Source organism: Flavobacterium davisii, assembly GCF_019565505.1.
Classification (GTDB): Bacteria; Bacteroidota; Bacteroidia; order Flavobacteriales; family Flavobacteriaceae; genus Flavobacterium; species Flavobacterium davisii.
Genome location: NZ_CP067378.1, coordinates 2944080 through 2959502 on the forward strand (window position 1 = coordinate 2944080; position 15423 = coordinate 2959502).

Sequence of the window (15423 nt, forward strand, 5' to 3'; positions counted from 1 at the left end):
AAGACAGCATTTTCAAGTTTGTTTGATTTCGTTATGCGAATATTTTTAATCGTACAAAATTTTTAGGAAAATAAAAGATAAAACACTTTTTTAATTCAATGTCATTAATCGGTAATAAATTTGTTTGCCTATTTAATGCGTAATCGAATTTTAAAAATAAGAAGATGTCCAAAAAGCGTATTTTTATTTTAATTAAAAGGGGACTTGAATACGAAGTAAAAAAATAAAGTAAATCAATATCATTCTCCTATAGTTGCAGTGATAATCTAGAAATAAGCCACTACTTTTTGGACAGCCTCTTTTTTTGTGGATATTTAGAAAAATAAAGATGAAAATTATTGAGGTAAAGAAGGAAGAAATTAGTGTAATAAAGAAATTAGCGTATACTATTTGGCCTGATACTTATAAAGAAATTTTAAGTGTAGAACAGATAGAATATATGTTGAATTTGTTTTATAATGAAGAGGCTCTACTAAAACAAATGAAAAAACAAAATTTTTTATTACTAGAAGAAAAGGATCAATTTATAGGATTTGCTTCCTATGAAATAAATTCTAAAATTAAAAAAACAAAGTTGCATAAAATTTATATACTTCCGAATTTGCAAGGAAGAGGATTAGGACGATTTTTGTTAAATGAAATAATAAAAAGAGCACAAGAAGCTAATAATTTACACCTTTTTTTAAATGTTAATAAGTATAACAATGCACTTCATTTCTATAAAAAAATAGGATTTCAAGTGATTGCAGATGAAGTAATACCAATAGGAAATAACTATGTTATGGATGATTTTGTATTAGAAAAAAAAATAGATTAACCCCAGATTGCGTATTAGATTTTGTGATAAAGAGCAAAAGACAAAGAAAATAAAAAGACAAGTAAATTCTTTCTTGTGCATGTAGAATAAAAGCCCTAATCTAATATGTTACTTGTTACTTTGATCAAAGGGAGAAGTTGTATTATCAATGGTATGATAAAAAGGACAAGATGGTGAGTTTTGATTTAGGTAATTTAAGAACTAAAATGGGATTACTTCTAAATTTCAACCCCATTTTTAAGAAATTTACTCTAAAAATGGGGTTTAATATTTTTGGTAATGTGGTCAAAAATAGTTGGTGATTTTTTAGTATTTAATGCTTATATTACCCCTATCAAATTGAAGAGGACGTTGGCTCTGCTGAGGAGCAACCAACTAGCAATAAGTTTGATAATTATACGATAGTTTGAGAGGATAGACTGAAAATCTATCCTCTTTAATTATCGGTAATTTAACATGGCTAAATAAAACCTTTTTACATTTGGTTTTTATAATACAAATACCATTTCAAAAAGTTCTTTCTGTTGGCTAAACTTAATCCTCTATGAATATTCAAGTTGCCTTTTAAGTGTCCGAAAAATGATTCCAATGAGTTTGTTGAATTGGGTATTTTTTTTCATCTTTTAGATACAAAAATATATTAGGCAATGCTTTTTTGATTACCGTAAACGATCTTCTAACCATTTTATGCGTATACCAATATCTTCCTGTTTCGGGATTATATGATTTTTGATTAATGAAATCTCTATATGTTTCTTCCCATTTTATGAGTTCCATAAGCCATAATTGCTTTTTGTACTCGGTGTTTATATAATGAATTTTAACAGCTATTTGTTTCAGTTCAAAACCAGATTTATGTTTTGGATTTGCTGTAAGCCATATTCTACACATTCGTGATATATGAACTAAACATCTTTGAAAGGGTACTTTTGGACAAACTTTTTTAATGGCTTTTATAGAAGATTTATCTCCATCAGAAGTAATGCTTTTTATTGTTATCCCAAGCTTTAATAGATTTTCTAAGTCTTCGGCTATTTCCTCAAAATGTTCTCCATTGCTTATTCTGTAAAGTTGTGTTAGCTTTAAATGAAAGTTTCTATATACAACTAAACAGATATCATTTGGAAAATAAGTTCCATCAAGAACTAAATATATCTCATCAGTTGAACTAAACTCTAAGACAGGAGATTTGTTTAGCATCTTATAGAAATAACGTTGTAAAGTGCTTATTCCATATCCTGATTCTTGTGAAATTTTATTAAAAGTGTCTTTGCCAATTACCCAATTTTTGAACCATATTTCTTTATTAGAATCTGAAACTGATTTATTAATATTAGTAAATAATTGTCCACAATTTTTACACTTAAATCGTTGTTTGTTTTGTTGAATTCCCCATTTTATAGTTTCTAGACTTTTACAAGTTGGACATCGCTTTTTTTTGAGTTTTTCATAAATAAAAAAAGTTTATTGAAACGAATTTCAATAAACTCTTCGAAATATCATATTTTACAATAGCTAACAGCTATTTTACCAACTATTTTTGACTATTAAACCATATTTTTTTGAATGATATTTTATAGGTATTTATTTCAAGAAGTAAAAATAAATAAGAAACGCTATTGTTTCCTTTTGAATATCTGACTACTTGTCTTGAAAATATTTTGTATTAAAGTATAGAATATTTAAGTGTTTACCTTCGGAAAAAGAAAATGCTATTTTAAGTTTAAAATAGAAACGAAGTTATATAATGTATACTTTAATCTCTCTACCATTTTTTATATTTCATTTGGTAGTTTTAATAATGTTTTTTAAGATGGCTTTGTCTTCAAAATTTTCCACTTCTAATTCAATGGGTTGTTTTTTTGTAGTAAATCCTTCAATAATATAGCGTTTGCCTCCAGATTGGGTCTTAATATTACTTCTGTCAAAATCTACATCACCATAAGTTAGAGTGTTTTTAATATCCGTAGTATCAATCCATTTTTCGGTTAGAATTTTTGAAGCTTCTTTTGAATAATGAAAAGGTTTTGAACGTAAATTGTTTAGAACTCGATCATTTGGAAAGTAACTACAGCTTGTTTTTTTTTTGATTTAAAACAAAAAATAAAACAATGCTACCTCCTAAAACACCAAACAAATAATAGGCTAAGCGATATGTAAATGTACTCATTTAATTTTTTTGTACAAAAGTAATAAAACTTATGAATTAAAAAACGATCAGATTAATATCTCTGTAAGTTAGATTGAACCATTCACCTATCGTTTTATTGCTTAAAATACCATGATAAAAATAAATGCCATTTTTTAATCCAGCATCACAGCGTATAGCACTTTCTATTCCACCATCATCCGCTATTTGTAGAAGATAAGGAGTTATAATATTACTAATAGAAAAAGATGCTGTTTTGGCATAACGAGAAGGTATATTGGGAACACAGTAATGTGTTACGCCATGTTTTACAAAAGTTGGGTTTTCATGTGTGGTAATTTCTGAAGTTTCGAAGCAACCTCCAGTGTCTATACTGACATCTACTATGACAGAGCCTTTTTTCATGTGGCTAACCATATCTTCACTTACTACAACAGGAGTTCTGTGTTTACCACGCATTGCACCTATAGCCACATCACATCGTCTTAGTGATTTGAGTAATGTTTTATTTTGTATAGTTGAAGTGAAGATACGTTGTTGTAAATTATTTTGTAATCGTCTTAGTTTTGTAATAGAATTATCAAATACTTTTACAGAAGCACCCAATCCTAGCGCAGTTTTAACTGCGTATTCGGCTACTGTGCCAGCTCCTAATATGATGACTTCGGTAGGTTTTACACCTGTTATATTACCAAAAAGTAATCCATTACCTCCCTTGTTACAGGTCATGAGTTCTGCTGCTATTAATACTGAAGCAGTTCCAGCAATTTCGCTTAAAGATTTAACAGCAGGGAATGAATTATCATCATCCTTTAAATATTCAAAAGCAAGTGCTGTTATTTTCTTTTTTTAAGAGATTCAAAATATTCTTTTTTACGAGTCTTTATCTGTAATGCTGAAATAAGAATAGTTTGAGATTTCATCATTTCAATTTCTTCCTGTGTAGGAGGTTCTACTTTTAGAATCATTGGGCAGGAAAAAACTTTTTTAGTGTCATTGGTGATTTCAGCCCCCGCATCACTGTAATCTTTGTCTGTATAGCTGGCGTTTTTTCCAGCTCCTGCTTCAATGAGTACTCTATGACCATGATTAACGATTGAATTGACTGCATCAGGTGTTAAGCAAATACGACGCTCTTGAAAAGCAGTTTCTTTAGGAATACCAATAAAGAGTTCGCTTTTGTGTTTAGTAACTTCCAATTTTTCTTCTTGAGGAAGTAACTCTTTTTGCTAAAAGGAGTAATGACCATGATGATGTATTATAGAGTCACAAATTACAAAAAAACTTGATGGGAACAAAGTTCCCTTTGGTTTTATTTTTAAAGTTACAAAAAAGTGTAAATTGTTTTATTCCGCTATCTTATAATGTAGTTTGTAAAAAGGTGTAAACTGAAAGAGATTGCTTTGAAAGGTCGTAATCTTGACATTTTTTGATTCAAGGGAAAAATTATATATACTGATAATGTGTTGTTTATCTTGTTATAAAAAATGTTTAGGTCCTACTGTCGTTGAGGTGATACACTAGATGTTGAGTTTTGACTTTCAGGCAGCCACTGTTCTATTTTAGTCATTAACATAAGGTAATAGACTGAAAAAAGTTACTTTCTTTAATTTTTAAAGACAAAAAGAAAGGCTTTCTTAGAATGAAATTTACATTTTTAATGGTGTTTACTTTGGTTAACAATACAAGCTACAATAAATATTGTTTGATAAAAAAGAATATTAGAATTTGCCTTTATAAAAAGAAGAATTTAATTCAAGTGTTCTTTTTTCATTCTCTAAAACAGAAATAGTAATAATTGTGTGTTTTTCAGGGATTAAATCAGGTATTTTTTCAGCCCATTCTATAAAGCACCAATTACCAGAGTAAAGATATTCTTCTATTCCCATATCCAATGCTTCAGCTTGTGATTTTAGACGATATACATCAAAATGATATATTGTTTCATTATTTTCAGTTTCGTATTCATTAACCAAGCTGAAAGTGGGACTGCTAGTTGCTTCCTTGACACCTAAAACTTTACATAAAGTTTTGATAAAAGTTGTTTTTCCTGCTCCCATTTCGCCATTAAATAAGATAACCTTTTCAGGATTGGTAGCTAAAACTTGGTTAGCGATTTCTTCAATGTCTTGTAAAAAATATTCTAACTTCATCGTTAATGTTTTCAATTTTTCAGGGTAGCAAAAATAAATAAAATCTAATCAAAAATAAATAAGAAGCTCCCTGTTATTACTTCTAAACTACCATTTTGTATGGAAAAATATAAATTATCGGTTTTTGTTATAAAATGATGTAAGAAATACGTGTGATAGAGTAATCCTATTTGAATATAGAGTGATAAAAAAACCTGATATGAATTGAAATTAATGAAACATATCAGGCTGTCTATTTTGGTTACCGAATTCGATCTTAAAAAAACTATTTTTTAGGACTAAATACTAAGAAAGGAACAATCATTTCTTCTAAAGAAATACCTCCGTGCTGATAAGTGTTTTTGTAGTAACTGGCATAGTGATTGTAATTGTTTATATAAGCTAAAAAATGATCGTTTTTTGCAAAAATAAAAGAACTGGTCATATTAATGGCAGGTAAACCTATTTTTTTAGGATCCTTAATAGCAAAAACATCTTTCGATTCAAAAGTAAGACTTCTTCCTGTTTTATAACGTAAGTTTAAACTAGTGTTTTTATCGCCAATGACTTGCGAAGGATTTTTTACATTAATAGTCCCGTGATCTGTTGTTAGTATTAGTTTAAATCCTAAGCGTTGTGCTTGTTGAATGATTTCTAAAAGGGGCGAATTTTTAAACCAACTTAATGTTAAAGAACGGTATGCTTTATCATCAGAAGCTAACTCCTTTACTACATCCATATCGGTTTTAGCATGCGAAAGCATATCAACAAAATTATAAACAACAGCAACTAATTTTTTGTCTTTTAACCCCTTGAAATTTTCAGCTAATTTTTTCCCATTTGTAAAATTTGTAACTTTAAAATATTCATGTGAAATATTTAATCGAAGTCGTTTGAGTTGTTCAGATAAAAACTCTGCTTCATATAGGTTTTTACCCCCTTCGTCTACATCGTTTTTCCAATATTGAGGGTACATTTTTTCCATTTCTAGGGGTAATAAACCTGAAAAAAGAGCATTTCGAGCATATTGGGTTGCTGTTGGAAGTAGAGCAAAATATGGAGTTTCAGCTTCTAATTTATAATGATTTCCTAATACAGTTTCAAAAGCTTTCCATTGATCATAACGCAAATTGTCGATTACAACAAAAAGTATATTTTCGTCTTTTCTTAATTCTGGAACGACTAATTTCCGGAATACTTCATGAGATAATACGGGACGATCTTGAGATTGTGTAAACCAATCCTCATAATTTTTTTCAATAAATTTGCCAAATTGAGAGTTCGCTTCTACCTTTTGAGATTCTAGAATTTGAAACATATTCTGATCATCTATAGTTTCTAGTTCCATTTCCCAAAACATAAGTTTTTTATATAAATCTACCCATTCCTCATAGCTATTTACCATAGCCATATCCATTGCTATTTTTCGAAATTCTTTCTGATAGTCCAATGTTGTTTTTTCAGATACTAAACGAGAATGATCGAGGTTCTTTTTTAAACTTAAAAGTATTTGATTTGGATTAACAGGTTTAATCAAGTAATCCGCAATTTTAGCACCAATAGCTTCTTCCATCAAATATTCTTCTTCGCTTTTTGTGATCATTATAATAGGAATAGCTTGTTTCTTTTCTTTCATTTCAGCAAGAACTTCAAGTCCAGTCATACCGGGCATGTTTTCATCTAAAAAAATAATATCAAAATTTTCCTCCTGAAAAAGATCCAAAGCATCCCGTCCGTTATTACAAGTAGTAACTTCATAATTTTTCTTTTCTAAAAATAAAATATGAGGTTTTAGTAAGTCTATTTCGTCATCAACCCAAAGTATTTTCATGGTTTATATTTTAGTATTAGGTAAATTTTATTTGATTTTTTAACTGTAGAATACACGCAATTTACTATTTTAAAAACTATGGTTTCTTAAAAATAGTATAAATTATAGTAATTTTTTTACATTTAAGATATATTTGAACTTTAAAAAATAGAGGAATAAATGAAAATCCATAAACTATCCATTTTACTATTAGGTATTACTGTTTTTACAGAAAGTTGCAAAAAAGAAGTAGATTTAAATACCCCCCGATATTTTAGTTACCAATAAAGATGCCAAAGCTAATTTGTCAAATGATTTTTTTGAATATGCTAATGGCGGCTGGTTTCAGAAAAACCCAATTCCAGCATCCGAAAGAAGCAATGGTATTTTTAGAACCATTCAAGATACAATTAATGGACAAATTAGACAAATTTGTGAAAAATCAGCAAAAGAAAATGCTGATAAAGGAAGTAATAAACAAAAAATAGGTGATTTTTATACTTCAGGAATGGATACTTTAACAATAAATAAGTTAGGCATTAATCCGTTACAAAAAGAATTAGATAAGATAAATGAAATAAAAGATTTATCTTCTTTGTTAAAGCAAATAGCTTACATGCATACTATTGGATCAGATCCAGCTTTTAGTTTTTATATTGCTCAAGATGATAAAAACAGTGCTAAATATGCCTTGTGTTTTAGTCAAGGAGGTTTGGGTATGGGGAATAGAGATTATTATTTTAATAATGACAAAGAAACCATAAGAATACGTTTAGCCTATTTACAACATTTAGAAAAGATGTTTCGTCTGATGGGCGATACGAAAACAGCTTCCAATAATGCCCAAAGAATTATGAGGTTAGAATTAGAATTAGCTAAAAATTCAAGAAAGCTAGAAGCGCTTAGAGATCCTATAGCAAATTACAATAAAATGACTTTAGCTAAATTTAAAAAATTAACACCCAATATAATTTGGGATCAAGTATTAGAACAACTAAAAATTAAAAAAATAGATTCAGTTATTGTTGGACAACCAGAATTTTATCAGGCACTAGACCGTGTTGTAAAAAACTATACAATTGAAGATTGGAAAATATATCTAAAATGGAATTTAGTTAATTCGTATGCGGCCTATTTGAGTAATAATTTTGAAAAAGAACATTTTTATTTCTATTCGACCGTTATGAGTGGTGTTAAAGAACAAAAACCAAGATGGAAACGAGTGATAGAAAAAACAGATCAATCACTTGGAGAACTGATTGGTCAAGTATATGTAAAAGAATATTTGCCAAAAGGAACAAAAGAAAAATTATTAGAAATAGGAAATGCTATTCGAGAAGTGTATGCTGAGCGAATTAAAAAGTTAGATTGGATGAGTTCTGAAACAAAGAAAAAAGCACTCTTTAAATTATCTAATATAGTAATGAAAGTAGGTTATCCAGATAAATGGAAAAACTTAACTTCTATTATGATTGATAAAAAACATTATTTAGCTAATGTGATGGCTGTTAACAAGTGGAATTATAATGAAATGATATCTAAAAACGATAAAGCTGTAGATCGTACAGAATGGGGAATGTATCCGCAAACATATAATGCCTATTATAATCCAAGTAATAATGAAATATGTGTGCCTGCTTGTAATATAATCGTTCCTGGATTTGAAAATCGTATGCCTGATGATGCAGTATTATACGGTATTATAGGAGGGTCAACTTTTGGGCATGAAATTACACATGGTTTTGATGATCAAGGAAGTCAATATGATGAAAAAGGGAATTTAAATAATTGGTGGACCCCTGAAGATTTAAAGAAATTTAAAACAAAAACAAAAGCCATTGTACAACAATATAATAAATATGAAGCATTGCCCGGTAAGTTTGTAAATGGAAATGCAACCCAAGGAGAAAATATTGCTGATTTAGGAGGTGTCGTTATGGGGTATGAAGCATTTAAAAAAACAGTGCAATTTAAGAAAAAACAAAAAATAGCAGGTTTAAATCCTAATGAACGTTTCTTCTTAGCTTATGGATATGCTTGGATGGTAAATGTTAAACCAGAAGCATTAGCACAACAATTAATAGAAGATGTACATTCACCAGCACGTTATAGAATTAACGGGCCTTTAAGTAATATAGATGTATTTTATGAAACTTTTAAAATAAAAGAAGGAAGTAAAATGTTTATACCTAAAAAAGACCGAATAGTAATTTGGTAATTCAAAGTTGTTGATTTGTAATTAAAACCTGATAATTTTTCTGAATTGTCAGGTTTTTTTATCTTTGTTAGACTAAATTTACATTTGTGAACAATACAAACAAACTTAAAATATTTAATGATCCTATATATGGTTTTATAACCATCCCCAATCCCTTTATTTACGATTTAATACAACATCCTTATTTTCAGCGTTTAAGAAGGATAACCCAAATGGGGATGTCTTATTTAGTTTATCCGAGGAGCCCATCATACACGTTTTCATCACGCATTAGGATGTTTGCATATAATGCAAAAAACAGTTAGTGTACTTCGATTTAAAAGTGTTATAATATCCGAAGAAGAAGAAAATGCTTTGTATACAGCCATATTATTACACGATATAGGACATGGACCCTTTTCGCATGCTATGGAACATAGTATAGTAGAAAATGTTCATCATGAAGAAATCTCTCTTTTGTTTATGAATAAACTAAATGAAGAGTTTGATGGAAAGCTAACCTTGGCAATTCAAATTTTTAAAGGTGAGTATCATCGAAAATTTATGCTTCAGTTAATCTCTAGTCAGTTAGATATGGACCGAATGGACTATTTAAAAAGAGATAGTTTTTATAGCGGAGTAGAAGAAGGAAAAATAAATTCAGATCGTTTGATTCAAATGATGAATGTAGTAGATGACGTTTTGGTAATAGAAGAAAAAGGAATTTATTCAGTTGAAAAATTTTTAATGGCACGTAGACTTATGTATTGGCAAGTTTATTTGCATAAAACCAATTTGGTAGCAGAAGAAATTTTAACAAAAATATTAAAAAGAGCAAAAGAATTATACCAAAAAGGAGTTGAGGTAGAATGTAGTAAACCCTTGTATTTTTTTATTAAAAATAAGATCTATTTTGATAAATTTGATGATACTATATTAGATGAATTTTCAAAACTAGATGATACCGATATAGTAGGAGCTATAAAAAATTGGCAATATCATGATGATTTTACGCTAAGCGAATTAAGTAAAATTATAATTAATAGAGATCTATTAAAAATTAAAATGGGAGAAGATAAATTTTCTCCAGAGGAAATAAATCAGTTACTAGATAATTTTGCAAAATCAAAAAACATATCCACTTTAGAAGCAAAATATTTTGTATTCAAAGGAAAAATAAAGAATCAAGCTTATAGTAAAATAGCAGAGCCCATTAGAATATTAAAAAAAGATGGGACATTAGAAGATGTTGCTGTTTTATCAGATCAATTGTCCTTAAAGGCTTTGTCAAAACAAGTAACTAAATATTATTTGTGTTATCCAAAACAACTAAATAAAAGTTAAAATTTCAGTAAAATTTTATACTTTTGCAAGAATTATGAAGTTTACAGCAGAACAAATTGCAGGAATATTAGAAGGAGAAGTAGTAGGGAATCCTAATGCAGAAGTCTCTAAATTATCTAAAATAGAAGAAGGTACAGAAGGATCATTAACGTTTTTAGCAAATCCCAAGTATTCAAATTATATATATGAAACAAAGGCAACCATAACCATCGTAAATAAAAATTTTGAGCCCGAAAGTGAATTAACTACTACTTTGGTAAAAGTAGAAGACGCTTATAAATCTTTTTCGAAATTATTAGATTTTTATAATCAAATCAAACACAATAAAATAGGTATAGAAGAACCTTCTGTGCTTTCTAAAAGTGTTAAATATGGCGATAATTTTTATTTGGGTGCTTTTAGCTATGTTGGCGAAAATGTAACCATAGGTCATAATGTAAAAATATTTCCTAACTCATTTGTAGGTGATAATGTAATAATAGGAGATAATACCATGATTTTTGCAGGAGCAAAAATTTATTCAGAAACTATTATCGGAAAGAGTTGTACTATTCATTCAGGAGTAATCATAGGTGCTGATGGTTTTGGTTTTGCTCCAAATGAAAATGGAGAATATAGTAAGGTTCCTCAAATAGGCAATGTAATCATAGAAGATAATGTAGATATAGGTGCGGCTACAACTATAGATAGAGCCACTTTGGGTTCTACGATCATACGTAAAGGAGTTAAGTTAGATAATCAAATTCAAATAGCTCACAATGTAGAGGTTGGAAAAAATACTGTAATAGCTTCTCAAACAGGAATAGCAGGATCTACTAAAATTGGAGAAAATTGTATGATTGGAGGACAAGTAGGTATTGTAGGACATATTACAATAGGTAATAATGTAAAAATACAAGCCCAATCAGGTATTGGTAGAAGTTTAAAGAATGGAGAAGTAGTACAAGGAAGCCCCGCTTTAGGCTATAGCGATTTTAATAAATCCTATGTACATTTTAAAAACTTACCAAAAATTGTTTCAGAAATAACAGAACTAAAAAGAAATATAAAGAAGTAGTAGTCATGGTTAAACAAAAGACCATTCAGTCAGAAATTACACTAAAAGGAGTTGGTTTACATACAGGTAAAGAAGTTACAATGACTTTTAAACCTGCTCCTGTAAATAATGGTTTCACTTTTATACGTGTTGATTTAGAAGGACAACCCATTATTGAAGCAGATGCAAATTACGTTGTTAATACACAAAGAGGTACAAATCTAGAAAAATTAGGAGTTATGATTCAAACTCCTGAACATGTTTTAGCTGCATTAGTAGGATGTGATTTAGATAATGTAATTATTGAGTTAGACGCGTCAGAATTACCTATTATGGATGGTTCTTCTAGGTATTTTGTAGAGGCTATTGAGAAAGTAGGATTAATAGATCAAGAAGTAGAAAGAGATGTTTATGTCGTAAAAGAAGTTATTTCTTACTTAGATCAAACAACAGGTAGTGAAATTACAGTTATTCCATCAGAGGAATATTCCGTAACCGCTATGGTTGATTTTGGAACCAAGGTATTGGGAACCCAAAATGCCTCAATGAAAAATATTGCTGAATTTAAAACAGAAATAGCATCGTGTAGAACTTTCAGCTTTTTACACGAATTGGAAACACTCTTAGAACACGGCCTGATAAAAGGAGGCGATCTAAATAATGCCATTGTTTATGTCGATAAAGAATTGTCAAATGAAACAATGGATAAGCTAAAAGTTGCTTTCGGTAAAGAGGAAATTTCAATTACGCCAAATGGAGTACTAGATAATCTAACCCTACATTATCCAAATGAAGCGGCGCGTCATAAATTGCTAGATGTAGTAGGTGATTTAGCCTTAATAGGAACCAAAATAAAAGGAAAAGTCATAGCTAATAAACCGAGTCATTTTGTAAATACACAATTTGCAAAAAAAATGGCTAAGATCATAAAAAATGAACAACGTAATAATGTTCCTGTTTATGATTTAAACAAAGAGCCTTTAATGGATATTCATAAAATAATGTCTATGCTTCCACATAGACCTCCCTTTTTATTAGTAGACAGGATTTTGAGTATGACGGATACTCAAGTAGTAGGATTGAAAAATGTAACGATGAACGAAGAATTTTTCGTTGGACATTTTCCGAGAGCACCAGTAATGCCGAGCGTTTTAATTGTAGAGGCAATGGCGCAAACAGGAGGAATATTAATTTTAAGCACAGTTCCAGATCCTGAAAACTATCTTACTTATTTTATGAAGATTGATAATGTTAAGTTTAAACATAAAGTTTTACCGAGTGATACTTTAATTTTTAAATTAGAGCTATTATCGCCAATTAGAAGAGGAATTTGTCACATGCAAGGATATGCCTTTGCAAATGGGAAATTAGTAGCAGAAGCTGAATTAATGGCTCAAATTGTTAAAAATCAATAGGTGTATAGTATTTAATAAGAAAATACTAGTTAATTTAAACTTATAATAAATTAGAAATGAATCAACCATTAGCATATGTACATCCGAGGGGCAAAAATTGCAAAAAATGTTGTGATTGAGCCTTTTACAACGATACATAATAATGTGGTAATAGGAGAGGGTACTTGGATAGGTTCTAATGTAACGATTATGGAAGGAGCTCGTATAGGTAAAAACTGTAATATCTTTCCAGGAGCCGTTATATCAGCTGTTCCACAAGACTTAAAATTTGGGGGTGAAGATTCCTTAGCTGTTATAGGTGATAATACAACCATTAGAGAGTGTGTTACTATTAATAGGGGAACACTTGCTTCTGGTCAGACCATAATAGGTGATAATTGCTTAATTATGGCCACAGCGCATGTTGCACATGATTGTCATATTGGAAATAATGCCATAATAGTAAATGGAGTAGCATTAGCAGGGCATGTTACAGTAGGAGATCATGCTGTAATTGGAGGATTAGCAGCAGTGCATCAATTTATTTCTATTGGTGATCATGCTATGATTTCAGGAGGTTCACTCGTTAGAAAAGACGTACCACCTTATACAAAAGCAGCTAAGGAGCCATTGTCCTATGTGGGAATTAACTCAGTTGGACTCAGAAGAAGAGGCTTTTCTACCGAAAAAATCAGAGAAATTCAAGATATATATAGAATTTTATATCAAAAAAATTACAATACAACCCAAGCGTTAGCTATCATCGAAGCAGAAATGACAGCTACTCCAGAACGAGATGAAATTCTTGATTTTATTAGAAATTCATCTAGAGGAATTATGAAAGGTTATACAGGAAATATTTAAAAATAGTAAAATAAAATGGCAAGTACGGCAGACATTAGAAACGGATTATGTATTAAGTATAATAACGATATCTTTAAAATAGTTGAATTCTTACATGTAAAACCGAGGGAAAGGACCCGCTTTCGTTCGAACTAAATTAAAATCTTTAACTTCTGGGAAAGTATTAGATAATACATTTTCAGCAGGTCATAAAATTGAAGTAGTACGAGTTGAAACTCACACTTTTCAGTATTTATATAACGAAGGGTCAGAGTTTCATTTTATGAATCAAGAAACTTTTGAGCAAATAACTTTAAATAAGGATATTTTAGATGCTCCTGATTTGTTAAAAGAAGGAACTAACGTAATGGTGCAAATCAATACAGAAACAGAAATGCCTTTGTCTGTAGATATGCCAGCTTCAGTAGTTTTAGAAGTAACCTATGCTGAACCGAGAGTAAAAGGAAATACAGCAACAAATGCTACGAAGCCTGCTACTGTAGAAACAGGAGCTCAAGTAAACGTACCTTTGTTTATTAATGAAGGAGATAAAATCAAAATTGATACAGCAACAGGCGCTTATATGGAGCGTGTTAAGGAATAATGAAGTTTCTTAGACAATATCGTTTAGAGGAAATAGCATCTATTATAAATTGTAAATTTATAGGAGATGCTCATTTTCCCGTTTTAGGAATGAATGAAATACATGTTGTCCAATCTGGAGATATTGTTTTTGTAGACCATCCTAAATATTATGATAAAGCTTTACAATCTGAAGCTACGATTATTTTGATAAATAAAGAAGTGGAATGTCCAGAGGGAAAAGCCTTATTAGTTTCAGAAGATCCTTTTAGAGATTTTAATTTTCTTATAAAATATTTTAAACCATTTCAAGCCTCTAATACATCTATAGCTTCTACTGCTCAAATAGGAGAAAATACAATAATACAACCCAATTGCTTTATTGGGAATAATGTAAAAATAGGGACCAATTGTTTGATTCATTCAAATGTTTCCATTTATGATCATACAATTATTGGTAATAATGTTATCATTCACTCAGGAACTATTATTGGAGCAGACGCTTTTTATTATAAAAAAAGACCAGAAGGATTTGACCAATTATTATCAGGAGGAAGAGTAGTCCTCAAAGATAATGTAGGAATAGGAGCATTATGTACTATTGATAAAGGCGTAACAGGTGATACCACCATAGGCGAAGGAACAAAAATAGATAATCAAGTGCATATAGGACACGATACCATAATAGGAAAAAAATGTCTAATTGCTTCACAAACAGGTATTGCAGGTTGTGTTGTTATAGAAGATGAAGTTACATTATGGGGGCAAGTAGGAATTACTAGTGGTATAAAAATAGGCGAAAAAGCAGTGGTAATGGGACAAACAGGAGTTACAAAATCACTCGAAGGATCAAAAGCTTATTTTGGAACACCAGCAGAGGAATCGCGTGAAAAATTTAAACAATTAGCAAACCTCAAAAAAATGCCAGAAATATTAAATAAGCTTAGTCAAAATGAAGAATAAAAAATCTTAGTATTATAGATTGTTATTGGTTAACAAAATTTTAGAAAATATCAGTTTATTCTTCTCAATTCAGTCCTATTCTAAGAAGATTAATGAAATATAAAATTTCAAATATTCTTTTTAAAAATAATTTTAAAGTAAGAGTAAAAGGTTTAC

At 29.9% G+C, this 15423-nt stretch carries 9 protein-coding genes and 5 pseudogenes; 8 read left to right on the top strand and 6 right to left on the bottom strand.

What is annotated here, in order from left to right; genetic code table 11:
* Window positions 1-328 precede the first annotated feature (328 nt).
* Window positions 329-817, top strand: a complete 489-nt coding sequence (locus tag JJC05_RS14030) for a GNAT family N-acetyltransferase (protein ID WP_105196289.1) — start codon at window positions 329-331, stop codon at window positions 815-817.
* Between the two features lie 564 nt (window positions 818-1381).
* Here the strand turns inward: JJC05_RS14030 and JJC05_RS17645 are convergent.
* The 6 genes and pseudogenes from JJC05_RS17645 to porX all read right to left on the bottom strand — a co-directional run bounded on the left by JJC05_RS17645 (window position 1382) and on the right by porX (window position 6929).
* Window positions 1382-2017, bottom strand: coding sequence for a hypothetical protein (locus JJC05_RS17645; RefSeq protein WP_258929246.1), 636 nt, complete (start codon window positions 2015-2017; stop codon window positions 1382-1384).
* Window positions 2018-2164: 147 nt separating this feature from the next.
* A pseudogene (locus JJC05_RS19085) lies at window positions 2165-2272 on the bottom strand (transposase-like zinc-binding domain-containing protein); the annotation flags it as partial.
* 327 nt (window positions 2273-2599) lie between these two features.
* Window positions 2600-2908: a DUF4258 domain-containing protein gene (locus JJC05_RS14040; RefSeq protein WP_309597487.1), complete on the bottom strand. Its 309-nt coding sequence runs from the start codon at window positions 2906-2908 to the stop codon at window positions 2600-2602.
* A 115-nt stretch (window positions 2909-3023) separates the two neighbouring features.
* Window positions 3024-4215: pseudogene (locus JJC05_RS14045) on the bottom strand (alanine dehydrogenase).
* 472 nt (window positions 4216-4687) lie between these two features.
* Window positions 4688-5119, bottom strand: coding sequence for a tRNA (adenosine(37)-N6)-threonylcarbamoyltransferase complex ATPase subunit type 1 TsaE (tsaE, locus tag JJC05_RS14050; RefSeq protein ID WP_235878898.1), 432 nt, complete (start codon window positions 5117-5119; stop codon window positions 4688-4690).
* A gap of 265 nt (window positions 5120-5384) precedes the next feature.
* Window positions 5385-6929, bottom strand: coding sequence for a T9SS response regulator signal transducer PorX (gene porX / locus JJC05_RS14055; RefSeq protein WP_105196292.1), 1545 nt, complete (start codon window positions 6927-6929; stop codon window positions 5385-5387).
* A 283-nt stretch (window positions 6930-7212) separates the two neighbouring features.
* Here porX and JJC05_RS14060 point away from each other — a divergent pair, with 283 nt between their 5' ends.
* The 7 genes and pseudogenes from JJC05_RS14060 to JJC05_RS14090 all read left to right on the top strand — a co-directional run bounded on the left by JJC05_RS14060 (window position 7213) and on the right by JJC05_RS14090 (window position 15267).
* A complete protein-coding gene (locus JJC05_RS14060) occupies window positions 7213-9126 on the top strand; it encodes a M13 family metallopeptidase (protein WP_258929249.1) in 1914 nt (637 codons plus the stop codon).
* An 86-nt stretch (window positions 9127-9212) separates the two neighbouring features.
* A pseudogene (locus JJC05_RS14065) lies at window positions 9213-10449 on the top strand (HD domain-containing protein).
* A 34-nt stretch (window positions 10450-10483) separates the two neighbouring features.
* Complete coding sequence (gene lpxD, locus JJC05_RS14070) at window positions 10484-11506, top strand: UDP-3-O-(3-hydroxymyristoyl)glucosamine N-acyltransferase (RefSeq protein ID WP_127822829.1); 1023 nt, start codon at window positions 10484-10486, stop codon at window positions 11504-11506.
* 5 nt (window positions 11507-11511) lie between these two features.
* Entirely contained in the window at window positions 11512-12900 is a 1389-nt protein-coding gene (locus JJC05_RS14075; protein ID WP_235877695.1) for a bifunctional UDP-3-O-[3-hydroxymyristoyl] N-acetylglucosamine deacetylase/3-hydroxyacyl-ACP dehydratase, read from the top strand.
* A gap of 56 nt (window positions 12901-12956) precedes the next feature.
* Window positions 12957-13743 (top strand): annotated as a pseudogene (gene lpxA / locus JJC05_RS14080) (acyl-ACP--UDP-N-acetylglucosamine O-acyltransferase).
* A 15-nt stretch (window positions 13744-13758) separates the two neighbouring features.
* Window positions 13759-14326, top strand: a pseudogene (gene efp, locus JJC05_RS14085) (elongation factor P).
* A complete protein-coding gene (locus JJC05_RS14090) occupies window positions 14326-15267 on the top strand; it encodes a UDP-3-O-(3-hydroxymyristoyl)glucosamine N-acyltransferase (protein WP_105196297.1) in 942 nt (313 codons plus the stop codon). Before efp ends, JJC05_RS14090 begins: the two are co-directional and overlap by 1 nt.
* Window positions 15268-15423: the final 156 nt, after the last annotated feature.